Raw genomic sequence first — 23,116 nt, forward strand, 5'->3', positions numbered from 1 at the left:
GCGGTGTCGATCATGTCGTCGACGATCAGGATGTTGCGGCCCTCGACCTCACCGATGGCGGTCATCTTGCCCACGACATTGGCCTTTGCGCGCTCCTTGTGGGAGATGATGATCGGCGTACCGAGGTGTTTGGCATAGGTGTTGGCCCGTTTGGCGCCGCCCATGTCGGGTGCGGCGATCGAGAGGTCCTCGATGTTGAGGCTCTTGATGTAGGGGACGAAGATACCGCTGGCGTAGAGGGCATCCACGGGGACGTCGAAGAATCCCTGGATCTGATCGGCGTGGAGATCCATCGTCATGACGCGGTCGACACCGGCGGCCATCAGGAGGTTGGCTACCAGTTTGGCTCCGATCGGCACGCGGGGACGGTCCTTGCGGTCCTGACGGGCCCAGCCGAAGTAGGGCATCACGGCAACGACCTTGTAGGCCGAGGCGCGGCGTGCGGCATCGATCATCATGAGCAGTTCCATGAGGTTGTCCGAGGGCGGGAAGGTCGACTGGATGATGAATACCGTGCAGCCACGGATCGATTCGTTGTAGCAGGGCTGGAATTCGCCGTCGCTGAAGCGCAGGACTTCGACCTGACCGAGAGTCGTGCCGAAGCTGGCGGCTATTTTCTTGGCGAGATACTCCGAACCGCGGCCGGAAAAGATTTTGATTTTGTGGATAGCCATAGGTTACGAGGATTTTGACGATGCAAAGATAGGATAATAGGATGAAAAAATGCGCCGCGGGGGGGCGCTATTTTTCAACAAATGTTAAACTTTCAGACAGGAGTCGATGAAATCGAGAATTTCGTCGCGTCCGAGCCCCTGTTCGGAGGAGCTGACCAGCATCGGAGGCAACTCTTCCCACTGTTCGGCGAGGGCCTTTCGGAAACGTTCGATGCTCTTTTCGCGCTGGGTTTTGGAGAGTTTGTCTGCCTTGGTGAAGATGATGCCGAAGGGGACGCCGTTCTGGCCGAGCATCTCGATGAAGCGCAGGTCGATGCGCTGGGGTTCGAGCCGTATGTCGACCAGCACGAAGAGGTAGTGCAGTTTTTCGCAGCGCAGGACGTAATCGGTGATGATGCGCGAGAATTCGCCGCGCTGGAGCTTCGACGTGCGGGCGTAACCGTATCCCGGAAGATCGACCAGATACCACGAGTCGTTGATCCGGAAGTGGTTGATCAGACGCGTTTTGCCGGGTGTTCCGGAGACTTTGGCCAGCCCCTGACGGCCGGTCAGCAGGTTGATCAGCGACGATTTGCCGACGTTGCTGCGTCCGATGAAGGCGATGTCCGGCAGATTGTCCTTGGGGACCTGGGAGATCCGCTCGGAGGAGCATTTGAATTCGGCTTTCGAGATTTGCATCGGTCCGGTTTTTTCGGCAAAGATAGTGTTTGTCACGGGGATCACCAAATTTCGGGTCGCGAACCCTTCGTGAGCAGGCATTTGCCGGGGCATCGGTTTAGACCGCCGTTCTCCGTCTCTCGGCTGCCGTTCTCCGTCTCTCGCCCCGCCGGCATCAGCGGTGGCGCGGATATTTGTTGTTGAAGCGGTATCCGACGCCCAGCATCAGGAAGTTGGGCATGTGGAAGTCGCGCAGGCTGTAGCCGATGTGGACGAACGAACTGTGGGTGACGGCAACCTTGAGGGTCAGCATCTGGTAGAACGACCTGAGGTCGCCGCCCTTGTGCAGGACGTTGACACCCAATCCGATGCCGATGTTGAAATAGGGCATGACAAACTCGCCGCGGGCCGAAATCCCGAGGGCGATCTGGTGGTCGAATCCCGGATTGACGGTTTCGATCTCGGCCGTCGAACCGAGCTGTTCGATCGAGGAGGCCGCGATGACGTTGGCGCTGCCGTCGTAGACGCCGTCCAGCGAGACGCCGGCGCGGAACTTGTAGCCGAAGTTGTACATCGGCGCAAAGTTGAATCCCACGACTGTGTAGGCATCCGGGGCGGCATATTGCTTGTCGCCGACCTCGATTCCCTTGCGGCGCCACGACCCGAAGAGGACCAGATCATAGCTCACGTGGCGCGGGAAGGCGGGACCGAGTGTCCGGGGAGTGGTTTCTGGCGAGAGGCGTCCGAAATTACAGGTCAGTCCGATGCGTCCGCCGAGCGAATTCAGCCCGGCGTTCGGGTATTTGGTGTTTCCGTTGGAGAAGTGGGTGAGGGCCACGCCGGCCGTGAGGTCTACTTCGCGCAGGACGCGCCAGCGGAGCAGCAGATCGACGTTGAGGTAGGCGTTGATCTTCGACCCCATCATCTTGTTGTTGGGGTTTGTGTTGAGATCGTAGGGTTGCCAGCCGAACGAGAGACCGAAGTTCCACTCGTAGTCGAAGGTCAGCCGCGGAGCCAGCCGTGCGATGCGGGCCCCCTGGAAGAGGTACAGGGCCACGGGATTGCCCAGTTCATCGGGGCGCTGGAAGTCGTAGTAGGCCACGCCGAGACCCTGATAGGCACCGCCGTAGATGCGGTCGGGGGTCGACCCGGGGCGGAACTGGAACGCATAGCGGAGGTGTCCCGAGAGGGCGAGGTCAATGGGGAGTCCGGCGTTGTTTTCACCCCGCAGGAAGGGGTTGGTCGGGGAGATGTACTCGGGGCGGAATTCGGCTCCGAGACGGTGCATGAAACGGCGTCCGGAGGTGTTGTCATCGGCAAAAGTCTTTTGACCGAGGTTCCGACGCTCCGCACCGAAACGGTTTGTCGAGGTGTTCCCGAAGCGCAGCGGGCTGTTTTTGCCGGTTTGGTTGCCGGTCTGGAGTCCGGTTTGTCCGTTCGGAGCGGTGCTGCCGCCTTCGGCCCGGCCGGCCCGGTATCCGGCTTCATAACCGGCTTGATATCCTGCTTCGTAGGCGTTTTGGCATCCCTTGAGTGAATCGCACTCCGTGCCGGGATTTTGTCCCCGGGCGAAGCCCGCACCGCATGCGATCACTCCGGTCAGGAGCAACAGGATTCGGCGTCGGAGGGATCGGTTCATGGCAGGTCGGATGCGTTTTTTGTCGTCGAAGATACGAATTTTTTCTCCATTCCGGCTCTGCGGGGAATGTAAAAATGAAAAAGGCCCTGTTTCCGATTGAAAGCAGGGCCTTGGTTTTTTGCGTTTTGTGTGTCCGGGGCTTTTCCCGAAGGCCGGGGCGGCCGGTTTGTCTTCCGGGGAGGCACTTGGTCTTTTCCCCGTTCCGCGTCCGGGATTTTTCCCAAGGGTTGGAGCGGCCGGTTTGTTGCTTTCGGAAGGCTTGGAGGCTCCTTTAGTCTTTTTTGATCTCCTTCGGTTGCGGTCTCTCTCGATCTCCAGGATTCTCTCCCGGCTCTCTCCCGTGGCCTCTCCAGCTCTCTCCCGTGGTCTCTCCCGGCTCTCTCCCGTGGTCTCTCCCGGCTCTCTCCCGTGGTCTCTCCGGCTCTCTCTCCCGTGGTCTCTCCCGGCTCTCTCCCGTGGCCTCTCCCGGCTCTCTCCCGTGGCCTCTCCCGGCTCTCTCTTCCGTGGCCTCTCCCGGCTCTCTCTTCCGTGGCCTCTCCGGCTCTCTCTTGCCTGGTCTCTGCAGTCCCCCCCCCTCAGGCCCACCTCTTGCGGGCCCCGGGTCAGTAGCCCAGGATGCGGAGCATCGAACGGTAGGACTGCTCCTTGGCGAACAGACGCGTGTAGTACTCGTTGTTGGACTTGTCGCGGTCGATGACGATGTGCTTCGGGGCGGGGATCAGGCAGTGCTGGATGCCGCCGAAACCGCCGAGCGACTCCTGGTAGGCTCCCGTATGGAAGAAGCCGATGTATTGGGTGTTGCCGGGTTCGAGTTTCGGGAGGAAGATGGCGTTCGAGTGGCACTCGGAGTTGTAGAAGTCCTCGCTGTCGCAGGTCAGACCGCCGAGCAGCACGCGCTGGTACTCCTTGTCCCAGTTGTTGATGGCCAGCATGATATAGCGCTGGTTGATACCCCAGGTGTCGGGCAGCGTGGTGATGAACGACGAGTCGATCATGTACCAGTTTTCACGGTCGTTCTGCTGCTTCTGGTTGACGATCGAGTAGAGGGCGGCGCCGCTTTCGCCGACGGTGAAGGATCCGAATTCGGTAAAGATGTTCGGCTCCTCGATTCCGTTTCGCTGACAGATGTTCTTGATCTGGGCGACGATCTCCTCGGTGAGGTATTCGTAGTCGTATTCGAAGTTGAGCGAGTTCTTGATCGGGAAACCTCCGCCGATGTTCAGACTGTCCAGTTCGGGGCAGATGGTCTTCAGTTCGCAGTAGACGTTCATGCACTTCGACAGCTCGTTCCAGTAGTAGGCCGTGTCCTTGATGCCCGTATTGATGAAGAAGTGGAGCATCTTGAGCTGGAATTTCTTGCTGTTCTTGAGTTTCGACTTGTAGAACGCGACGATGTCGTTGTATCGGATACCGAGTCGCGAGGTGTAGAAGTCGAACTTGGGCTCCTCCTCGCAGGCGATGCGGATGCCGACCTTGCATTTTTTGGTGAAGGCATCCTCGAAGAGGTCGAGCTCCTCCTTGTTGTCCAGCACGGGGATGGTGTTCGTGAATCCGTCGTTGACCAGCTGGGCAATGTTTTCGACATACTGCGGGCGTTTGAAGCCGTTGCAGATGATGTAGCGGTCCTTGTCGATGATTCCGCTGTCGTAGAGGGCGTTGATGATGTGGATGTCGTATGCCGAGGAGGTTTCCAGGTGGATGTCGTTCTTCATGGCCTCTTCGAGCACGAAGGAGAAGTGGCTCGACTTGGTGCAGTAGCAGTAGTTGTAGGAGCCCTTGTAGTCGACCTTTGCCATGGCCACGTTGAACATGCGTTTGGCGCGGTTGATCTGCTGGGAGATCTTCGGCAGGTAGGTGATCTTGAGCGGGGTTCCGTACTGTTTGATGATCTCCATGAGGGGGATGTCGTGGAAATTGAGCTCGTTGTCCTCGACGGAGAACTCATCCTGCGGGAAATCGAACGACTGTTCGATCAGGTCGATGTACTTGTCTTTCATGGTCGGTTCAGGGGCTTTTTGACAATCCGGCTCGGCTACATGGCGAAAATATGGCGGAAGTAGCTCGATTGGATTTTCCAAAATTTCGGGATGCAAAGTAGGTGAATATTTTTCTTTTAACCAACACTTTGTCCGAATATTTTGAAAAACCGGGTCATATTTTGCTTTTTTCTCTGAAAAAGGGTATTTTTGGAGCCGGATTCAAAGCTGCATTCGATCGTGTTGATAGCTGTTCTCACACAATATCTGGAGTCGCACAAGCGGCTCGTCATACCTCAGCTCGGGGCGTTCATCGTCAAGGAGCCGGGGCAAAGCATCCTGTTTTCGGAGTTGCTCAAGCGGGACGACGGTGTGCTGCGGGGCCTGCTGCGCGAGCAGGGGATGGGTGATCTGGAGGCTGCCGGGGAGATCGACCGGCTGGTTTTCGAGGTTCGCCACGCCGTGGAGCATGGCGAGGAGTACCGGCTCGAGGGGTTCGGAACCCTGAAGCCCGGTCCCAACGGAACGATCGCCTTCCATTACGAGCCGCGCCCTGCCGAATCACCGGCGGCAGGTTTGACACCGGCTGCGGCCGGAGCGGAGCCTGCCGGATCGGCGTCCGAGGCTTCGGGACGTGAAACCCCGGCTGACGGACGCAAGACGCCTCATGCTGCGCATGTCCATCCCGAACGGGTGGCCGAGGCGGTGCGCACGGCCTTTACCGAACCGCATGTGTCGCGTTCGGCGAAGATGAATCCCGATCCGTCGGTGCGGGGGCTGCGCTACGGCAAGCCGCCGAAGAATACCGATGCCTACACCTATGTCGACCGGCCGCCGCGTCGGCGGGCCGACTGGTTCATCTGGATCGGGGTCGTTGTGGCGGTATTGGCGTTGGGGGCCATTGCCTTCGGGCTTTGGAACGATGCGCGCGAGAAGCAGGCGGAGACCGAAGTGATCGAACTGCCGGTCGTCTCGACCGACGAGGCGCCGCAGACCGCTGCCGGGGCTGAATAAACTCCGTGCGGGGGGGTGGAAAATCCGACTTGATTCGGATGTTTTTGACAGATTGAATAGCCCGAACAGACTGAAAAATGACAGAAATAACCACCGTAAAACAACGCTTCGGCATCATTGGCACCTCGCCCCTGCTGGACAGGGCGCTGGAGGTGGCGCTGCGTGTTGCGCCGACCGATCTGACGGTTCTGGTCACCGGAGAGAGCGGCGTGGGCAAGGAGTTCTTTCCGCAGGTGATCCACGCCTACTCTGCGCGCAAACACAATAAATATATCGCCGTCAACTGCGCGGCCATCCCCGAAGGGACGATCGACTCCGAGCTCTTCGGGCATGAAAAGGGGGCCTTCACCGGGGCCGTCGAGGCGCGCAAGGGGTACTTCGAGGAGGCCGACGGCGGGACGATTTTCCTGGACGAGGTGGCCGAACTTCCGCACTCGACCCAGGCGCGTCTGCTGCGCGTGCTGCAGACGGGCGAATTCATCCGCGTGGGGTCGTCGAAGGTTCAGAAGACCAACGTGCGGGTGGTGGCGGCCACGAATGTCAACCTTCCGGAGGCCATCTCCGCGGGACGTTTCCGCGAGGACCTCTACTACCGCCTGGCGACGGTTCCCATCACGGTTCCGGCGCTGCGCGAACGTCCGGACGACATTCCGCTGCTGTTCCGCAAGTTTGCGGCCGACGTGGCCGTGCAGTACCGCATGCCGGCCGTGACGCTCAACGATGCGGCACGCGATATGCTGAAGAGCTACTACTGGCGGGGCAATATCCGCCAGCTGAAGAACGTCGCCGAGCAGATTTCGGCCATCGAACAGGTGCGGGTCATCACCCCCGAGGTGCTGGTCAAATACCTGCCGCCGCAGGAGGGGACCTCGACCATGGCGGCGGCCGGCGCCCCGCGCATGGACGATCAGACGATGTCCACCGAACGCGAACTGCTCTACAAGGTGCTCTTTGATCTGCGGGCCGACATCAACGACCTGAAGCGCATGATGGCCGAACTGCTCCGCAACGGCGGAGTGGCGGCTTCGGAACCGGTCCGCGATATCCGGGCGCTGCTTCCGACCACGACCCAGGGGCGTTATGTTCCGGCGGTGCAGACCCCGGGAGCCTACGGCCATCAGGCGGCGCCGGGCTATGGACCCACGGCAGGACAGCCTTACGGACCTGCGGCAGGACAGCCTTACGGGCCCGCGGCAGGCCAGCCCTGCGGCCCGTCGGTGGGGGCGGCCGACGTGCAACCTTCGACGCCGATCTATGCCGAGAGCGAGGAGGTGACCGACGAACCGCCCCGCGAGAAGACCAAGGCCGACATGCAGCGCGAGCAGATCATCCGCGCCCTGAAGCACAACAACGGACGCCGTCGCGAAGCCGCTGCGGAGTTGTTCATGTCCGAACGGACGCTGTATCGTAAAATCAAGGAGTTGGGCATCGAGGATGTCTGACCGCCAAATACCGCGAAATGAAACTGAAACACAGAAATCTGAAACTCTTCCTGGCGACCGCGGGCGTGTGCCTGCTGACGGCGTGCGGCGTGTCGATCAAATATTCGTTGTCGGGCGCCTCGATTCCGCCCGATGCGAAGACCTTCTCGGTGGCCTACTTCCCGAACAACGCCACGATGGTCTCGCCGATCCTGAGCTCGACGCTCACCGACGCGCTGGTCGACATGTTCTCGCGGCGGACGCGGCTCATGCAGGTCGACGAGGGGGGTGACTTTGCCTTCGAGGGTGAGATCACGAACTATACCTCGACCACCTCGTCGGTCTCGAGCGACGACTACGCGCTGTTGAACCGCCTGACGATCACCGTCAAGGTGCGCTTCACGAATGCCCTTGACGAGAAGGCGTCGTGGAACCGCACCTTCTCGGCCTACGAGGATTACGAATCGACGCAGCTGCTGACCGAGGTCGAGGGAACGCTCATTCCCGAGATTGTCGACAAGATCGTAACCGACATCTTCCAGGCTTCGGCCTCCAACTGGTAACCGGGATGGCGGATCTGAAGCAATATCTCATCGAAGCGGCCGCGGCGCAGGGCGGACTGGATGCCGCCGTGGCGGCCGTGCCGTGGTTCATGCCGTTGCGGGTGCTGCGCGCTGCGGAGCGGGGCGGGATGGACCCGCGGGTGGAGCTGATGGCGCCGTGGCGTGCGGAGAGCTCGCTGTGCGGCGAGCGGGTGGATGCCGGGGCGCTGCTCCGACGCACCTCGGAGGAGATCATAGACACGTTCCTTCAGGAGCGGGATCTGCGTATCGTGGCGCGAGACGACGAACCCGAGGTGGAGGTGCGTCTGCAGCCCGATCTGGACGATGACGACGAGGTTGTCAGCGAGGAACTTGCCGAAATTTATCTTTCGCAGGGGCTTCGGGAGCGGGCCGCAGCGATTTATCGCAAATTAAGTTTGCTAAATCCCGAAAAAAGTGTTTACTTTGCCGAGTTAATTCGCAAAACGCAGAACAATAATTAAAATTTGATGATATGTTATACACGATTTGCATTGCGCTGATCCTCATTGCGAGTGTTCTGGTTATTCTCGCGGTATTGGTGCAGAACCCCAAGAGCGGTATGGCCGCCAACTTCGGAGCCTCGAACCAGGTGATGGGTGTCCGTGAGACGACGCACTTCCTGGAGAAGTTCACCTGGGCGATGGCCATTGCCATTGTGGTGCTGAGTCTGGTAGCCACGCTGGCCATGGACAGCACGAAGGTTGCCGAGAGCAACTCGGAGATTGCCAAGGATGCCAAGGCTCTTCAGGAGCGGGTACTTGAGACGGAGGCTCCGGCCGCAATGCCGCAGGCCGAGATCCCGGCCGCCGAGTCGACGACGGAGGCGCCTGCCGAGACGCCTGCCGCCCAGCCTTCCAAGTAGTCCGGGCCGACGGGGGGGGAAATGAACGCCGGCTCGAGAACCTCCGATTAAGAATTGTGTACGAACGGGACCTGAAACCCTGAAAAACCGGGGGGGAGGGGACTGAAACCCTGAAAAACTGGGGCTGAAATCCCGAAAAACCGGACCTGAAATCCCTGAAAAACCGGGGGCTGAAATCCCGAAAGGAAAATCTGAAAAGATCGTGGTGAAAACCGCGATCTTTTTTTGTTCGAATTGTCCGATAAATACCGATTTTTCGTGTAGGCATTGCCGCGCCATTTATTATCTTTGTACTCAATTACTGCTCAAAACATAATCCTGATGAACTTGAACTTCTTGAAACTGGCCCCGGTGCTGCTGTTTTTTGCGGGTTGCGCCGGAAACGGGGGCTCTTCGACGACGGTAGCCCCCTACCTGAATGAGAACCTCCCGCTGGAAGAGCGGATCGAAGACGCTCTTTCCCGCATGACTCTCGAAGAGAAGGTGGCCGTGCTGCACGCACAGTCGAAATTCTCGTCGGCGGGAGTGCCGCGACTCGGCATTCCTGAACTCTGGTGTACGGACGGCCCCCACGGAATCCGCCCCGAGGTGCTGTGGGACGAATGGGACCAGGCCCGCTGGACGAATGACTCCTGTACGGCATTTCCGGCCCTGACGTGCCTGGCCGCGACGTGGAATCCCCGCATGGCGGCCCTCTACGGCCGTTCGATCGGAGAGGAGGCCCGCTACCGCGAAAAGGATGTGCTGCTGGGTCCCGGCGTGAACATCTACCGCACCCCCTTGAATGGTCGTAATTTCGAGTATATGGGCGAAGATCCCTACCTGGCCTCGCGGATGGTGGTTCCCTATGTCCGCGAGGTGCAGAAGAACGGCGTGGCGGCCTGCGTGAAACACTTTGCGCTCAACAATCAGGAGACGCGCCGCTTCTCGGTGAATGTGGTTGTGGACGACCGGGCGCTTCGCGAGATCTACCTTCCGGCCTTTGAGGCGGCCGTCAGGCAGGGCGGAGCCTGGTCGGTGATGGGTGCCTATAACAAATACCGGGGGGAGCACTGCTGCCACAACCGGTACCTGCTCAACGACATTCTGAAAGGTGAGTGGGGCTTCGACGGAGCGGTGATCTCCGACTGGGGCGGAGTCCACGACACGAAACAGTCGGCCGAGAACGGACTGGACCTCGAGTTCGGCACCGGAACCGACGGACTGCGGGCCGGAACGCGCAACGCCTACGACAACTACCATTTGGCATTCCCTTACCTGGAGATGCTGCGCCGGGGCGAGGCCGATCTGGCGATGCTGGATGACAAGGTGCGCCGGGTGCTGCGGCTGAACTTCCGCACGGCGATGAATACGCACAAGCCCTTCGGGGCGTTGAACTCTCCGGAGCATCTGGCCGCGGCCCGGCGGATTGCCGGCGAGGGCATGGTGCTGCTGAAGAACGACGGCGGGGAGCTTCCGCTGGATTCCGTGGCGGTGAAGAGGCTGCTGGTCGTCGGGGAGAACGCCGTGAAGATGATGACCGTCGGCGGGGGCTCCTCGTCGCTGAAGGTGCGCCACGAATATACGCCGATGGAGGGGATCCTCGAGGCGGTGGGCGATCGCTGTGAGGTGACCTTCGAACGCGGATACGTGGGTGATCCGACGGGTTCCTACAACGGCGTCGAGACAGGACAGGACCTCTCCGAAACGCGCAGCGAGGAGCAGTTGATTGCCGATGCCGTTGAGGCGGCAAAGCGGGCCGATGCGGTGATCTTCGTGGGCGGACTGAACAAGAGCGACTATCAGGACTGCGAGAGCACCGACCGTCGGCAGTACGGGCTGCCCTACGCGCAGGATCGGGTGATTGAGGCCCTTGCGGCGGCCAATCCCCATCTGACCGTCGTGCTGGTTTCGGGCAATGCCGTGGCCATGCCGTGGCTGGATCGGGTTCCGGCGGTTCTGGAGGCCTGGTTCTCGGGTTCGGAAACGGGACATGCGCTGGCCGACGTGCTCTTCGGACGGGTGAATCCGTCGGGCAAGCTTCCCTTCACCTTCCCCGTCCGGCTGGAGGACAATGCGGCGCATGCCATGGGCGAATTCCCGGGCGGCGATTCGGTCCGCTACAACGAGAGCATTCTGGTCGGTTACCGCTGGCACGATACGAAGGCGATCCGTCCGCTGTTTGCCTTCGGCCACGGCCTGAGCTATACGACCTTCGAGATCGGCAACGTGAAGGCCGACCGTACGACGCTGACGTCGAAGGGCGTGTTGCACGTGACGGCCGATGTGACCAATACGGGCGATCGGGCGGGCGCCGAGGTGGTCCAGCTCTATATCGGAGACGAGGAGTCGTCGCTGCCGCGCCCCGTGAAGGAGCTGAAGGGCTTTGAGAAGGTGCAGCTGGCCCCGGGCGAGACACGGACCGTCACGTTTGAAATTGCCCCCGAGGCGCTGCGTTACTACGACGACACGAAGGGACAGTGGGTGGCTGAACCGGGACGCTTCACGGCCTATGTGGGGGCCGCCTCGGATGATATCCGCGGCCAGGTGGAGTTTACGCTCGAGTAACCCTTCGCGGCTTTTGGCCGCAGAAACAGCGGGCCCCGCAATCCGATCGGATTTGCGGGGCCCGCGTCTTTGTTGCGGAGCACCGAACGGGAGGGAAGTCCTCCCTCCCGCCTGCCCGAATGGGCTCAGAAGGTGTGCACGATGAAGGGCTTGCGGCCGATTTCGGCGGCGAACTGCGGGAATCCGCTTCGGTACATCTGTCCGGTCTGCAGCAGATGAACCTCTTCGGCCCCCATGATCAGGTAGAAATCGAGGAACGATTTCAGGAAGACCTGACTCTCGCCCGGATAATTCATGTGGGCCACCTCCCCGGGGATGACGTAGGTCCGGGGCAGCTGCCGGACGCGGTTGAGGAACGTGATGCTGTCGGAGGTCACCAGAATGCGGTGGGATTGGGGCACGCGGCCGATCAGCTCCGCGAGTTTGTCCAGACACTTTTCGATGAGTCTCTCCCGTTCGGGTTCTTCCAACACCGGGAAGGGCCCCTCCTTGAAGTCGCCCAGCAGCTGTTGGAACCGGAGCGTGAAGGAGACGTAGGGGCCGTTCAGCTGTCGGCGATTCTCGTCAATGGCCTGCTGCAGCAGCGGCGAGGGTTTGAAGAGCTCTTCGTAGGCCTGGCTCCACAATGCGTTGTGGAGTCTCGTGTTCGAATAGATGTGGTAGTGGGTGTGCGTGTCGAATCGCAGCTGCCGGTCCAGCCAGAGGGCATCCCAGAGGGTCTCGCCGGGAATTCCGAACGTATAGATTGCCAGCGGCTGTGCGTAGGGCGTTTCGTAGATGATCTGCCGGGGGTCGATCCGCCAGTCGTAGCGGGCGGGCTCCAGAAACAGCCGCAGGTCGAACGGATAGCACCAGTTGATGCGAAACGGAATCTGCCGTCGCTTGCACAGGGCGTAGATACCCAGACAGCCACGGATACGGTCGGCCAGTCCGCCGTGCTGCATGCGGCCGTCGATCATCATGATTGCCCGGTGCTGTTCCGCATCGAGCGGCCGGTCGGTTTGCCGATAGAGGGGGGCGACCACCTCCGTATCGTGTCTTTCGTGAAAAGATTTTTGCCGGATGAGGCTGAAAAGTCCGGGTCGCGATTTCATCTTTTTCCGCATCTTGAGGGTGCTTATCGGTTCCGGTACATCTCGTCGTAATACTTCTCGTACTCGCCCGAGGTGATGTTGTCCATCCAGGCCTGGTTGTCCAGATACCAGCGCACGGTCTTCTCGATCCCCTCCTCGAACTGCAGCGAGGGTTCCCAGCCCAGTTCGCGCTGCAGCTTCGACGAATCGATCGCATAGCGCATGTCGTGGCCGGGACGGTCCGTTACGAAGGTGATCAGATCCATGTCCTCGTCTTCGCGGCGGCCCAGCAGACGATCGACCGTCCGGATGACGACCCGGATCAGGTCGATGTTCTTCCACTCGTTGAAACCGCCGATGTTGTATGTCTCGGCCACGCGTCCGCGATGGAAGATCAGGTCGATGGCGCGGGCGTGGTCCTCGACGTACAACCAGTCGCGGACGTTTTCGCCCCGTCCGTAGACGGGCAGCGGCCGGCGGTGACGGATGTTGTTGATGAAGAGCGGAATCAGCTTTTCGGGAAACTGATAGGGGCCGTAGTTGTTCGAGCAGTTGGTCACCAGGGTCGGCATGCCGTAGGTGTCGTAATAGGCCCGGACGAAGTGGTCGCTCGAGGCTTTGGAGGCTGAATAGGGGCTGTGCGGGTTGTACTTCGTCGTCTCGCGGAAGAACTCCTCGCCGTAGGCCAGGTGGTGCTCCGAGGAGGAGGCCGTGGTTGAGAACGGCGGCTCAATCCCCTCGGGGTGGGTCAGCTCCAGCGCCCCGTAGACCTCGTCCGTGGAGATGTGGTAGAAGAGTTTGCCCTCGAATCGCTCGGGACGCGACTCCCACCAGCGGCGGGCCGCCTCGAGCAGCGAGAGGGTCCCCAGGACGTTGGTCCGTGCAAAGGTGAACGGGTCGCGGATCGAACGGTCGACATGGCTTTCGGCGGCCAGATGGATGATTCCGTCGACCTCGCAGCGGCGCATCAGCTCGCTGACAGCCTCGAAGTCGCAGATGTCGCCGCGGACGAAGGTGTAGTTCGGCCGCTGTTCGATGTCCCGCAGATTGGCCAGATTGCCGGCATAGGTCAGCTTGTCGAGGTTGATGATGCGGTAGTCGGGGTATTTCGTGACCAGCAGCCGGACGACGTGCGAGCCGATGAATCCGGCGCCGCCCGTAACGAGGATGTTTCGTTTCATGATTGTTCCGAGGGTTGGTTCTGCATGGCCTGCAGACGTTTCAGACAGTAGAACATCGACTCCCGCCAGTGGGGGATCTCGATGCCGAACGTGCGTTTGAGCTTGCCCTTGTCGAGCACCGAGAAGGCGGGGCGTACGGCCTTGGTGGGGTAGTCGGCCGTGCGGCAGGGCGAGATGCGGCAGCGGTCGTGGCCCGCAGCGCGGGCAATCTCCACGGCGAAGTCGTACCACGAGCAGACGCCCTCGTCCGAGAAGTGATACGTTCCCTCGTGGCCGCGGTCCAGGCCGCCCTCGAGGATCGAGAAGATGGCCAGTGCCAGATCGCCGGCATAGGTCGGCGTCCCGACCTGGTCGAAGACGACGTTGAGCGTTTCGCGTTCGGCCGTCAGACGGAGCATCGTCTTCAGGAAGTTGTTTCCGTATTCGGAGTAGAGCCAGGCGGTGCGCAGGATCAGATGGCGGCATCCCGAGGCCCGGACGGCCTCTTCGCCGGCGAGTTTCGTGCGGCCGTAGGCGCTGCGGGGGGCCGTTGGGTCCTCCTCGGTGTAGGGGAGCGAGGCGCAGCCGTCGAAGACGTAGTCCGTCGACACGTGGACGAGCAGCGCATCGGCTTCGGCGGCCGCCCGGGCCAGATTCCCGACGGCGGCGTGGTTCAGTCGGTCGGCCGTAGCCTCGTCCTCCTCGGCGCGTTCGACGTTGGTGTAGGCGGCGCAGTTGACGATGGCCCCGATGCGGTTTCCGGTCACACAGCGGCGGACGGCCTCCGGGTCCGTGATGTCGAGTTCGGCGACATCCGTAAAGAGGTAGTTGTTGGGCGAAACGGCTCCCAGACGCTGCATTTCGCGTCCCAACTGGCCGTTGGCGCCCGTTACGAGTATATTCATCGTTCAATAGAGTTTTTCGTGGTAGTCAAAGAGCCACCCGGCGTCGCGCAGACGGTCGTGGTGACGGTCCTTCTCCGAGAGGAGGATCCGTTCGGCCGGGATCCGCCAGTCGATCCCCAGATCGGGGTCGTCCCAGGCCAGGGCTCCCTCCGACTGCGGGGCATAGAAGTTGTCGCACTTGTACTGGAAGATCACCTCGTCGGTCAGGACGCTGAATCCGTGGGCAAACCCGCGCGGGATGAAGAGCTGGCGGTGGTTTTCGCCCGAGAGTTCAACGGCGACGTGGCGCCCGAAGGTCGGCGAGCCGCGGCGAATGTCGACCGCCACGTCCAGCACGGCACCCCGGATGACCCGTACGAGTTTCGACTGCGCATAGGGCGGCTTCTGGAAGTGCAGTCCGCGGAGCACGCCGTAAGTCGACTTGCTCTCGTTGTCCTGGACGAAGCGTGTGTTGCAGACCTTTTCCTGAAAATCACGCTGCGAGAACGATTCGAAGAAATAACCGCGTTCGTCGCGGAAGAGGCGGGGTTCGATGATGACCACCCCGTCGATATCGGTTTTGATTACCTCCATGGCATACAGGAATGTGAAGTCATTCTGCAAGGAGTTGCGGGTCGCCGGCCTCCGTCTCGTCGGCCACCTTCAGCAGGTATTGTCCGTACTGGTTTTTCGACATCGGCCGGGCCAGTTCGCGCAATTTGTCGGCCGAGATCCAGCCCATGCGGAAGGCGATGGACTCCAGACAGGCGATCTTCAGCCCCTGGCGTTTTTCGATCACCTCGACGAAGATCGAGGCTTCGGCCAGCGAGTCGTGGGTTCCGGTGTCGAGCCAGGCGAACCCGCGCTGCAGGGTCTGGACGCGCAGTTCGCCGGCCTGGAGGAAGGTCTGGTTCACGGACGTGATCTCGAGCTCGCCGCGGGCCGAGGGCCTGATGCCTTTGGCTACCTCCACCACCTTGTTGGGGTAGAAGTAGAGTCCGACGACGGCGTAGTTGGACTTCGGGCGGGCGGGTTTCTCCTCGATCGAGAGGCAGTTGCCCGCGGCGTCGAACTCGGCCACGCCGTAGCGCTCGGGGTCCTCGACGCGGTATCCGAAGATCGTAGCACGGCCCTCCTCTTCGGCGGCGCGGACCGCCTGGCGGAGCATGCCCGTGAAGCCGGATCCGTGGAAGATGTTGTCGCCCAGCACCAGACAGACGCTCTCCGGGCCGATGAACCGTTCGCCGATCAGGAAGGCCTGGGCCAGGCCGTCGGGCGAGGGCTGTTCGGCATATTCGAAGCGCACGCCGAAATCGGAGCCGTCACCCAGCAGGCGTTTGAATCCGGGCAGGTCGACGGGTGTGGAGATGATCAGGATCTCGCGGATTCCGGCCAGCATCAGCACCGAGATGGGGTAGTAGATCATCGGTTTGTCGAAGATCGGGAGCATCTGTTTGCTGACTCCCTTTGTGATCGGGTAGAGGCGGGTGCCGGAGCCTCCGGCCAGGACGATACCTTTCATGGTGCAAATACGGTTTCAGATGGACAAAGATAGTTTTTTCCTGTCGAAAGGAAAAATATTTGCTTCATTTACATCGGGTGTTCTCGCCGGGCGCGGTTTTTGCGGCGGGGGGGGATCCCCGGCGTCAGGGGTGGAGGTTCCCGATGCCGCGATGTGGGAGCGGAGTTCCCGGCGGACATTCCCGAGGGACTCTGGCGCGGGATTTACTTCCGATGGCGGCGCTGGCGGCGGTTCAGCTGGATGCGGCGGATGGTCTACGGTGACTCCCTGCCTGCGGACCTGCTGCGCATGGTATGGCGTCACCTCCGGCGGCATCTTTCGCCGCTTCGCCGGCGAGAGGCAGAAGAGTGTGCACGCCGGGCCGCCCGTCCATTCCTCTGATTTCCGGGCCTTTAAAAAAAGCGGCGTCCGGGAAGCCGGACGCCGCAGGGCACAAAAAAAGGGTGAGCTACTTGCATCGCACCGCTACAACCACATACCCTTGCTCGATTCCTCGCCTGGGGGATTCTGCAGGAGCTGGTCGTGTAAGACTCACCCGGGATGCAAAAGTAGGAATATTTTCCTATCTTTGCAAAAAAATTGGCGAAATGCGTAAAAAAACTTTGCTCCGGATCTTTTTGGCGTGTGTCGTCCTGGGGGCTGCGGCCGCCGTGCTGCTGATCGTGCAGTTCAAGGGCAGCGCCGTCGGGCAGGAGTCCGAACTTTTCGTGAGTTCGCGTGCCTCCTACGAAACGCTGACCGATTCGCTGATGCCCCGGATCCGTCGCCATGCCGCCTTCCGGGCCTATGCCCGGCGGCTTCGCCTGGCCGACAGCTTCAAACCGGGCCGCTACGTGCTGCGTCCCGGCATGAGCGTCATCGAGATCGTCCGCATGCTCAAACTCGGCATGCAGACCCCCGTTCGGGTGACGATCCAGAACGTGCGCACGCCGGCCCAGCTGGCCCAGCGCCTCTCGCGGCAGCTCGATGCCGACTCGGCGGCGCTGATGGATGTGCTGACCTCGCCGCAGATGGCCGCCGAGGTGGGTTTCGACAGCGTGACGCTCTTCTCGATGTTCATTCCCGACACCTATGAATTCTACTGGACGGTTTCGCCGCGGGACTTCGTGCTGCGCATGAAACGCGAGTACGACCGTTTCTGGACGCCCGAACGTGATGCCCTGCGCCAGCGCAGCGGTCTGAGCCGGCTCGGGGTGATGACCCTGGCCTCGATCGTCTACGAGGAGACCTCGAAGAGCGACGAGATGCCCCGCATCGCCGGGGTCTACATCAACCGCCTGCGCTGCGGCATGCCCCTGCAGGCCGATCCCACGGTGAAATACGCCCTGCAGGATTTCACGCTGCGCCGCATTCTCCACCGGCATCTGAAGACGCCGTCGCCCTACAATACCTATGTAAACCGGGGTCTTCCGCCTTCTCCGATCTGCATGCCGGGCAAGAGTGCCATCGAAGCGGTGCTTCACTTCGAGGAGCACGATTATCTTTATTTCTGCGCCCGGCCGACTTTTGACGGCTACCACAACTTCGCGCGCACCCTCTCCGAGCACAATCGCAACGCCCGGGCCTACAGTGCCGAACTTAATCGGCGAAAGATTAAATAATTTCACTATATTTGCGGTCCCATGTTGGTGAAGATCTACGGACAGAATCCTTCGGAAAAGGAGTTGAAACGGGTTGTGGAGGCCCTGGAGCACGACGGGGTGGTGATTTATCCCACCGACAGTGTCTATGCCTTCGGGTGTTCGCTGCGTTCGGCGCGGGCCATCGAGCGGCTTCGCCGGTTGCGCGGGCGCAGCGAGGATTCGTTGAGCGTCGTTTTTTGCGACATTGCCCAGGTGGCCGAATACTGCAGGGTGGACAACGCGGCGTTCCGGATTCTGAAGCGCAATCTTCCGGGACCGTTCACCTTCATCCTGCCGGCCTCGTCGCGGGTTCCGGACAAGGCGCTGGAACGGCGCCGCACGATCGGGATCCGCATTCCGTCGCACCCTGTGGCGCGGGCGGTGGTCGAGGCGCTGGGGAGCCCGATGATCACCGCGTCGGTCAAGGACGACGACGAGGTGGTGGAGTACACGACCGATCCCGAACTGATCGAGGAGCGTTACGGCCGCGAGGTATCGCTGGTCATCGACGGCGGGATCGGCGACAATGTCCCCACGACGGTGGTTGACCTGACGGGCGACGAGCCGGAGATCCTGCGCGAAGGCCGGGGTGACCTGCAGTAAGCCGCCGGGTGCCGAGAGACAGCCGCCGGGTGCCAAGAGCGAGGGGCGAGGAACGAGAGACCGGGATCGGGCGAGATGCGACGGCGGCCGCGGCTGAGAGAAGCCTCCCCTCCCCGGCAGAGAGAAGAGGCCGGGGCGGAAGGGCCGAGGAGACGTTTAGGAAAAGAGCAATATAAAAATAGATGGAAAAGACGAATTTCTGGAAAGATGCCGCCTTCTACGGCGTAATCATGGCGTTGGTCGCCTTTGTGTTCGATACGTTGAACTTCTATACCCAGCATGCGATCATATCCCTGGTGTCCCTGCTTCTCTTCCTGGGTCTGCTGACCTTCTTCACGAAGCAGCGTGTGGCCCGCTACGGAGCCAACGGTTACAGCTATGGGCAGTGCCTGCGGTTTATTCTGGCGGTGATGCTCTGTGCGGGATTCCTCGACGGCGCCTACATGAGCGTGGCTGCCAACTGGCTCTTCGCCTCGAAGTACGAGGCGATGATGGCTCCGCAGATCGAATTGCTGGAGTCGACGGGCTTCTACACCGACGACCAGATCATGCTGGTGTCCCGCATGCTCTACTCGCCGCTGGCGCTGATCTTCTCGGCCATCGTTGGGGCGCTCATCAAGGGGGGCTTCTTCGGCCTGTTCATCTCGGCCTATGCACGTCGTGAAGCGCCGGTCTTCGCTCCGGCGAACGATTCGCGGAGCGAGGAGGGGGATTCCGACACCAACACCGACACTACCAAGAACGCGTAATGGACAAACTGGATATTTCGGTCGTCGTTCCGCTTTACAACGAGGAGGAGTCGCTGCCCGAGCTGGCGGCGTGGATCGACCGCGTGGCACGCGAAAACCACCTCACCTACGAACTGATCTTCGTCGACGACGGATCGTCGGACCACTCGTGGCGGGTGGTCGAGGAGCTCAAACAGCGTTATCCGGCCATCCGGGGCATCAGCTTCGGCCGCAACTACGGCAAGTCGGCCGCGCTGTACTGCGGTTTTGCGGCTGCCGAGGGGGAGGTGGTCTTCACGATGGATGCCGACCTGCAGGATTCGCCCGACGAGATTCCGGCCCTGCGTCGGATGATCCTCGAGGAGGGTTACGACCTGGTCTCGGGGTGGAAGAAGAAGCGCTACGATCCGATCGGCAAGCGCTGGCCGAGCAAATTCTTCAACTGGACGGCCCGCCGGGCCTCGGGCATCCGTCTCCACGACTTCAACTGCGGTCTGAAGGCCTACCGCCGCAAGGTGGTCAAGTCGATCGAGGTCTACGGCGAGATGCACCGCTTCATTCCGATCCTGGCCAAGCAGGCGGGTTTCCGGCGCATCGGCGAGAAGGTTGTCGAGCACCACGCCCGCAAGTACGGGCACTCGAAATTCGGTCTGGAGCGCACGGTGAAGGGGTATCTCGACCTGATATCGGTGATGTTCATGACCCATTTCGGCCGATCTCCGATGTACTTTTTCGGGAGTCTCGGGACGCTGATGTTCCTTCTGGGCGGGGGTACGACCTGCTGGCTGATCGGCGAGAAACTCTGGAAACAGTCCCAAGGGCTTCCGCTGCGGGCCGTAACGGACCAGCCGTTGTTCTATCTGGCGATTCTGGCGGTGATTCTGGGCGTACAGCTCTTTCTGGCGGGCTTCCTCGGCGAGCTGATCAACCGCAATTCGACGGATCGCAATACCTATCTGATTGATAAAACCCTGTAAACGATGATACAACGCATTCAAACACTTTATCTGTTGATCGTAACGGCGCTTGTCACGGTCACGCTGTTCACCCGTCTGGCCTGGTTCGGCGGTTCAGGCGAGGAGTTTTCGCTCTATGCCTTTGCCTTGAAGAGTGCCGACGGCGAGGAGCTTTATTCGGCGGTTTATCTGGGCATTCTGCTGGTATTGGCGGCGGTTCTGCCTCTGGTGACTGTATTTCTGTATCGCAAGCGGATGCTTCAGATCCGGCTGTGTGTGGTTGAGATGGTGCTTCTGGTGGGCAGTGCGCTGATGGAGGGGATCTATTATTACCTGGGGTGCCGTGTCGTCGCGGAGCTGTCTCAGTCGGCCCACGGGATGCAAGCCACGATTGTTTTACCGGTTGTAGGACTGTTGTTTGCGTGGTTGTCGGTGCGGGCCATATTCCGGGATGAGCTGCTGGTTCGGAGCACGGATCGTATTCGCTGAAAGCAAAGAAATGTCCCGAATATTCCGATTTATATTAAAAGAATGTTACAAAACTTTGTAAAGCCGGGAAATAATTTTAACTTTGGGGCCTAATATTTATATTATGTATACTATATTTTAAAATATAAATAAATAAAATAGACTGTTGTTTTTATTTTTAACTAACACTCGCTTTTATGAAAAAAGTTAATCTTTGGAAGACATTGTTCCTCTCGGCATTGGCTGTAGCGGCCTTTACGGGATGTTCGGACGATGATTCGGACGAGGGCGGCGGGATGCCGTCGATCACGGTAAACGGAGCGGAGTCGGCACGGGTTGCCGTCGGGCTCGATGGCGGTAAGACCGATGCCGTTACGATCGAGTCGTCGGGCGACTGGACGATTACGTTCGAGGGCTCGGATACCGACGACTGCGTGGCCGTACCGGCAACGGGCGGCAAGGGCTCGACGTCGGTCTATTTCGAGCTGGGTTCGCGCACGGCCGAGCGTACGATTACGGCCAAGGTGGTTACCTACGGAACGATTGCCGGTCTGAGCATGCCGGTTCCCGCCAGCGTGACCATCACGATTCTTCAGAACACTGACGGCTCGACCGAGGTGAAGACCAACGTAGCCGAGATCCGCGCCCTGCTCAAGGCCATGAATCCCGGTCAGACGAAAGTCAACGTGACGGATGAGATTGCCGCCAAGACGATCACGGGTATCGTGGTTTCGGACTTCGCCGGCCACAACTTCGGCAATGACTACAACATCGCCGTTCAGGATGCTTCGGCCGACAAGGATTCGGGTCTGACGCTCAACGCCAACCAGTTCCCCGATCTGAAACTTTCGGCCGGTGACGTGGTGACGATTCCGCTGACCGCAGCCCAGGTGGGCACCTATGGCAGCGTGATCCAGCTCTATGTTGACAAGACCGTAGAGGTTAAGACCTCGAAAACGACTGCACCCGAACCGATTGTCGTAACGCCCGATCAGCTGCTCGACTATGAGTCGATGCTGGTGAAGATCGAGAACTGCATGCCCGCAACCGGAGTAGCCGGCACGGCATGGAACAACTCGACGAACAAGGGTAACGCCAATTTTACGACGGCCGACGGCAAGTCATTTGTCGTTCGCACGGGTCAAAGCGCCGCATTCAAGGACGAGCTGATCCCCGACAAGGCCGGTTATCTGATCGGTATCGGCGGCCAGTTCAACGGTGATGTACAGGTTTCGCCCCGTTCGGCAGCCGACCTGGCCGGTCTGAACCAGGATGCTCCCGAGGTAGAGTACACCGAGACGACCATCGACCAGCTGAAGGCCGGCAACTACAAGCTGACCGGCACCACGATCGTCGGTGTTCACCAGAAGGGTGTCATGTTTGCCCAGGAGGTATCGGGCACGGTATACTATGTGCTGGGCTTCAACAACGGCTGGACGACCCAGACGTCGAATCCCTATATCGAGTCCGTTGGCAAGCTGGCCGACGTGCAGGGCCAGTGCGAGGATTTCCACGGCCAGTATCAGTTCTCGACCTTCGAGGTGACGACCGGCAACGATTCGTCGCTCAAGCTTCCGACTCCCGTGACGTTTGACGCCGCAGGCATTGAGGCTTACACGCAGGCTCCCGCCTACAAATATGTGAAGCTTTCGGGCGTTCTCCACATTGAGAAGGGCCCCAGCTACAATACCTACACGATCACCGTAGCCGGCTCTTCGGTTAAGAATATCACGTTCGCCTACGGTCTGGATGCCAAGTTCTCGGGTGTAGAAGACGGTGACGTGGTTGACGCTACGGGCTTTGCACTGGGTTATGATTCGAGCAACTCGAAGCTGAACATCATGCTCACGGAGATCGCGAAGAACACCTCGACTCCTGTTGTTACGATTACGACGACCCCGACCTCCTTCTCGGCGGATGGCGGCACGCAGGACATCACCTTCACGGTAGCCAATGCCGGCAGCTACAAGACGTACGCCAAGATCGAGGGCACCGGTTTCTCGGTACCCACGGGTGAGGTGACCACCCCGGTCAAGGTTACGGCTGCTGCCAACGACGGTGCCGCACGTGAGGCCAAACTGACGATCTATCTGGCATCCGAGGAGAACGGTACGGCCGTTACCGAGGCTTCGGTAACGCTGAAGCAGTCGCAGAAGCCGACCGGTGGTGAGGGTGCTGCTTACGAGTGGACTTTTGAGAAGGATACTTTCTCTAGCAAGGGAGGAACGATTACGGGAGGTACTCCTGCCATGAGCTGGACCTATCCTGCAGTTTCTTATGTCGGCTGGGACTCCAATACTTCTGCCAAAGGTGTTCAGTTCGGATCCGGAGGTTCGCCTGCAAAATCGTTTACGCTGTCGACCACGGCCTATGAAGGTACTATAACCCAGATTGTTGTCAATGCTTCGAATGCCAAAAGCGGTGACGGTAAACTGACGGTGAAGGTCGGTGGTACCCAGATTGGTGAGACTGTCGCGCTGACGACTACTGCTACCGATTATACGTTCACTCCTGCCTCGGCAGTTTCGGGCGAGATTACGATCGAACTGACGAATTCGGTGAAAGCAATGTATATCAAGTCGATTGCCATTAACAAGGCCGAATAGTTCATCAGTCGAGGAAACCGACTTTTAAACCAACCACTCTTGGCGGGGTATTGCAAGATGCCCCGTCAAGAGTTTGGTTTTCTAAAAACCAATCTCACAATTTTCTATTCCCACCGCTGT

The 23,116-nt window shown here is 60.1% G+C and carries 21 protein-coding genes; 12 read left to right on the forward strand and 9 right to left on the reverse strand.

All coding sequences use genetic code 11. The features are described 5' to 3' along the window. The 4 genes from PUQ42_RS00660 to PUQ42_RS00675 form a co-directional block, all read right to left on the reverse strand. Positions 1-674, reverse strand: a 674-nt coding sequence (locus PUQ42_RS00660) for a ribose-phosphate diphosphokinase (protein WP_273369897.1), incomplete at its 3' end; no start/stop codon positions are given. An 84-nt stretch (positions 675-758) separates the two neighbouring features. Beyond that, complete coding sequence (gene yihA / locus PUQ42_RS00665) at positions 759-1,352, reverse strand: ribosome biogenesis GTP-binding protein YihA/YsxC (RefSeq protein WP_087404059.1); 594 nt, start codon at positions 1,350-1,352, stop codon at positions 759-761. 154 nt (positions 1,353-1,506) lie between these two features. Continuing rightward, positions 1,507-2,970: an acyloxyacyl hydrolase gene (locus PUQ42_RS00670; RefSeq protein WP_122120619.1), complete on the reverse strand. Its 1,464-nt coding sequence runs from the start codon at positions 2,968-2,970 to the stop codon at positions 1,507-1,509. A 602-nt stretch (positions 2,971-3,572) separates the two neighbouring features. Beyond that, the gene (locus tag PUQ42_RS00675; protein ID WP_087309154.1) at positions 3,573-4,967 is read right to left on the reverse strand and encodes a type III PLP-dependent enzyme domain-containing protein; all 1,395 of its coding nucleotides are present in this window, start codon (positions 4,965-4,967) and stop codon (positions 3,573-3,575) included. Between the two features lie 219 nt (positions 4,968-5,186). Here PUQ42_RS00675 and PUQ42_RS00680 point away from each other — a divergent pair, with 219 nt between their 5' ends. The 6 genes from PUQ42_RS00680 to PUQ42_RS00705 all read left to right on the forward strand — a co-directional run bounded on the left by PUQ42_RS00680 (position 5,187) and on the right by PUQ42_RS00705 (position 11,374). Continuing rightward, on the forward strand, positions 5,187-5,960 hold the full coding sequence (locus PUQ42_RS00680; RefSeq protein ID WP_273369902.1) for a hypothetical protein: 774 nt from the start codon (positions 5,187-5,189) through the stop codon (positions 5,958-5,960). Between the two features lie 77 nt (positions 5,961-6,037). After that, entirely contained in the window at positions 6,038-7,402 is a 1,365-nt protein-coding gene (locus PUQ42_RS00685) for a sigma 54-interacting transcriptional regulator (protein ID WP_273369903.1), read from the forward strand. Positions 7,403-7,419: 17 nt separating this feature from the next. Next, positions 7,420-7,944, forward strand: a complete 525-nt coding sequence (locus tag PUQ42_RS00690) for an LptE family protein (RefSeq protein WP_087309156.1) — start codon at positions 7,420-7,422, stop codon at positions 7,942-7,944. A 5-nt stretch (positions 7,945-7,949) separates the two neighbouring features. Next, positions 7,950-8,426, forward strand: coding sequence for a hypothetical protein (locus tag PUQ42_RS00695; RefSeq protein WP_087309157.1), 477 nt, complete (start codon positions 7,950-7,952; stop codon positions 8,424-8,426). Positions 8,427-8,437: 11 nt separating this feature from the next. Next, positions 8,438-8,827: a preprotein translocase subunit SecG gene (gene secG / locus PUQ42_RS00700; RefSeq protein ID WP_122120621.1), complete on the forward strand. Its 390-nt coding sequence runs from the start codon at positions 8,438-8,440 to the stop codon at positions 8,825-8,827. Positions 8,828-9,148: 321 nt separating this feature from the next. Continuing rightward, the gene (locus PUQ42_RS00705; protein ID WP_273369905.1) at positions 9,149-11,374 is read left to right on the forward strand and encodes a glycoside hydrolase family 3 C-terminal domain-containing protein; all 2,226 of its coding nucleotides are present in this window, start codon (positions 9,149-9,151) and stop codon (positions 11,372-11,374) included. Positions 11,375-11,499: 125 nt separating this feature from the next. Here the strand turns inward: PUQ42_RS00705 and PUQ42_RS00710 are convergent, their stop codons facing one another. Genes PUQ42_RS00710 through rfbA form a run of 5 tightly spaced genes read right to left on the reverse strand, consistent with a single transcriptional unit; the run spans position 11,500 to position 16,013 of the window. Then, positions 11,500-12,468, reverse strand: a complete 969-nt coding sequence (locus PUQ42_RS00710; protein ID WP_273369907.1) for a hypothetical protein — start codon at positions 12,466-12,468, stop codon at positions 11,500-11,502. 23 nt (positions 12,469-12,491) lie between these two features. Further along, positions 12,492-13,628 carry a dTDP-glucose 4,6-dehydratase gene (locus tag PUQ42_RS00715; RefSeq protein WP_273369908.1) on the reverse strand — a complete coding sequence of 379 codons (1,137 nt, stop codon included), beginning with the start codon at positions 13,626-13,628 and terminating at the stop codon, positions 12,492-12,494. Beyond that, positions 13,625-14,512 (reverse strand): dTDP-4-dehydrorhamnose reductase, encoded by an 888-nt coding sequence (rfbD, locus tag PUQ42_RS00720; protein WP_273369910.1) that lies wholly within the window; start codon positions 14,510-14,512, stop codon positions 13,625-13,627. The genes PUQ42_RS00715 and rfbD overlap by 4 nt, the downstream gene beginning before the upstream one ends. A gap of 3 nt (positions 14,513-14,515) precedes the next feature. Beyond that, the gene (gene rfbC, locus PUQ42_RS00725) at positions 14,516-15,085 is read right to left on the reverse strand and encodes a dTDP-4-dehydrorhamnose 3,5-epimerase (RefSeq protein WP_273369912.1); all 570 of its coding nucleotides are present in this window, start codon (positions 15,083-15,085) and stop codon (positions 14,516-14,518) included. Between the two features lie 19 nt (positions 15,086-15,104). After that, positions 15,105-16,013 carry a glucose-1-phosphate thymidylyltransferase RfbA gene (gene rfbA, locus PUQ42_RS00730; protein WP_087404050.1) on the reverse strand — a complete coding sequence of 303 codons (909 nt, stop codon included), beginning with the start codon at positions 16,011-16,013 and terminating at the stop codon, positions 15,105-15,107. 587 nt (positions 16,014-16,600) lie between these two features. Here rfbA and mltG point away from each other — a divergent pair. From mltG to PUQ42_RS00765, 6 genes are all read left to right on the forward strand, one after another. Continuing rightward, positions 16,601-17,614 (forward strand): endolytic transglycosylase MltG, encoded by a 1,014-nt coding sequence (gene mltG / locus PUQ42_RS00740; RefSeq protein WP_273369914.1) that lies wholly within the window; start codon positions 16,601-16,603, stop codon positions 17,612-17,614. 21 nt (positions 17,615-17,635) lie between these two features. Continuing rightward, a complete protein-coding gene (locus PUQ42_RS00745) occupies positions 17,636-18,238 on the forward strand; it encodes an L-threonylcarbamoyladenylate synthase (RefSeq protein WP_087404048.1) in 603 nt (200 codons plus the stop codon). A gap of 182 nt (positions 18,239-18,420) precedes the next feature. Further along, positions 18,421-18,987, forward strand: a complete 567-nt coding sequence (locus PUQ42_RS00750) for a DUF4199 domain-containing protein (RefSeq protein WP_273369915.1) — start codon at positions 18,421-18,423, stop codon at positions 18,985-18,987. Then, positions 18,987-19,943, forward strand: a complete 957-nt coding sequence (locus tag PUQ42_RS00755) for a glycosyltransferase family 2 protein (protein WP_087309168.1) — start codon at positions 18,987-18,989, stop codon at positions 19,941-19,943. Before PUQ42_RS00750 ends, PUQ42_RS00755 begins: the two co-directional genes overlap by 1 nt. Before the next feature lie 3 nt (positions 19,944-19,946). Then, positions 19,947-20,411: a DUF4293 domain-containing protein gene (locus PUQ42_RS00760; protein WP_122120627.1), complete on the forward strand. Its 465-nt coding sequence runs from the start codon at positions 19,947-19,949 to the stop codon at positions 20,409-20,411. Between the two features lie 176 nt (positions 20,412-20,587). After that, entirely contained in the window at positions 20,588-22,996 is a 2,409-nt protein-coding gene (locus tag PUQ42_RS00765) for a DUF5689 domain-containing protein (protein ID WP_273369917.1), read from the forward strand. Positions 22,997-23,116 lie beyond the last annotated feature (120 nt).

This window comes from Alistipes megaguti, from assembly GCF_944320325.1.
GTDB lineage: Bacteria > Bacteroidota > Bacteroidia > Bacteroidales > Rikenellaceae > Alistipes > Alistipes megaguti.

Excerpts from the sequence above, each read along its gene's own strand:
- yihA (WP_087404059.1), bottom strand. The coding sequence starts at position 1,352 with ATGCAAATCTCGAAAGCCGAATTCAAATGCTCCTCCGAGCGGATCTCC.
- PUQ42_RS00670 (WP_122120619.1), bottom strand. The coding sequence starts at position 2,970 with ATGAACCGATCCCTCCGACGCCGAATCCTGTTGCTCCTGACCGGAGTG.
- PUQ42_RS00675 (WP_087309154.1), bottom strand. The coding sequence starts at position 4,967 with ATGAAAGACAAGTACATCGACCTGATCGAACAGTCGTTCGATTTCCCG.
- PUQ42_RS00685 (WP_273369903.1), top strand. The coding sequence starts at position 6,038 with ATGACAGAAATAACCACCGTAAAACAACGCTTCGGCATCATTGGCACC.
- PUQ42_RS00690 (WP_087309156.1), top strand. The coding sequence starts at position 7,420 with ATGAAACTGAAACACAGAAATCTGAAACTCTTCCTGGCGACCGCGGGC.
- PUQ42_RS00695 (WP_087309157.1), top strand. The coding sequence starts at position 7,950 with ATGGCGGATCTGAAGCAATATCTCATCGAAGCGGCCGCGGCGCAGGGC.
- secG (WP_122120621.1), top strand. The coding sequence starts at position 8,438 with ATGTTATACACGATTTGCATTGCGCTGATCCTCATTGCGAGTGTTCTG.
- PUQ42_RS00705 (WP_273369905.1), top strand. The coding sequence starts at position 9,149 with ATGAACTTGAACTTCTTGAAACTGGCCCCGGTGCTGCTGTTTTTTGCG.
- PUQ42_RS00710 (WP_273369907.1), bottom strand. The coding sequence starts at position 12,468 with ATGAAATCGCGACCCGGACTTTTCAGCCTCATCCGGCAAAAATCTTTT.
- PUQ42_RS00715 (WP_273369908.1), bottom strand. The coding sequence starts at position 13,628 with ATGAAACGAAACATCCTCGTTACGGGCGGCGCCGGATTCATCGGCTCG.
- rfbD (WP_273369910.1), bottom strand. The coding sequence starts at position 14,512 with ATGAATATACTCGTAACGGGCGCCAACGGCCAGTTGGGACGCGAAATG.
- rfbC (WP_273369912.1), bottom strand. The coding sequence starts at position 15,085 with ATGGAGGTAATCAAAACCGATATCGACGGGGTGGTCATCATCGAACCC.
- rfbA (WP_087404050.1), bottom strand. The coding sequence starts at position 16,013 with ATGAAAGGTATCGTCCTGGCCGGAGGCTCCGGCACCCGCCTCTACCCG.
- mltG (WP_273369914.1), top strand. The coding sequence starts at position 16,601 with ATGCGTAAAAAAACTTTGCTCCGGATCTTTTTGGCGTGTGTCGTCCTG.
- PUQ42_RS00745 (WP_087404048.1), top strand. The coding sequence starts at position 17,636 with ATGTTGGTGAAGATCTACGGACAGAATCCTTCGGAAAAGGAGTTGAAA.
- PUQ42_RS00750 (WP_273369915.1), top strand. The coding sequence starts at position 18,421 with ATGGAAAAGACGAATTTCTGGAAAGATGCCGCCTTCTACGGCGTAATC.
- PUQ42_RS00755 (WP_087309168.1), top strand. The coding sequence starts at position 18,987 with ATGGACAAACTGGATATTTCGGTCGTCGTTCCGCTTTACAACGAGGAG.
- PUQ42_RS00760 (WP_122120627.1), top strand. The coding sequence starts at position 19,947 with ATGATACAACGCATTCAAACACTTTATCTGTTGATCGTAACGGCGCTT.
- PUQ42_RS00765 (WP_273369917.1), top strand. The coding sequence starts at position 20,588 with ATGAAAAAAGTTAATCTTTGGAAGACATTGTTCCTCTCGGCATTGGCT.